Here is a 264-nt window from a genome sequence, read left to right as displayed (position 1 = left end):
AGCCGGTCGCCATCATGACCTCGCCGGGCATCGCGGAGTCCAGCCGCAGGCGCCAGCTCGAATCATAGATGCGGCGCGAGGTATCCAGATGCTCGACCTCGTGCCCATAGGTGCCGGCCATGCCGCAGCAGCCGGTCTGGGCGATGCGCAGGGTCACGCCGAAATGGGCGAAGACTCGGCTCCAGTCGGCGAGCGAGGCGGTGGCGTTGGTGCGCTCGGTGCAGTGGGGCAGCAGCGTCACTTCGCCCCCGGCGCCGCCGGTCC

The 264-nt window shown here is 70.5% G+C and carries 1 protein-coding gene; it reads right to left on the bottom strand.

All coding sequences use genetic code 11. From position 1 onward, the window contains the following. A partial coding sequence (locus tag JT719_RS24820) for a hypothetical protein (RefSeq protein WP_207436455.1) occupies positions 1-264 on the bottom strand: 264 nt, incomplete at both ends.

This window comes from Sabulibacter ruber (assembly GCF_017355955.1).
Taxonomy (GTDB): Bacteria; Bacteroidota; Bacteroidia; order Cytophagales; family Hymenobacteraceae; genus Nibribacter; species Nibribacter ruber_A.
Note: the sequence above shows the minus strand (reverse complement) of the source record. Positions and strands in the feature narration are given on the sequence as shown.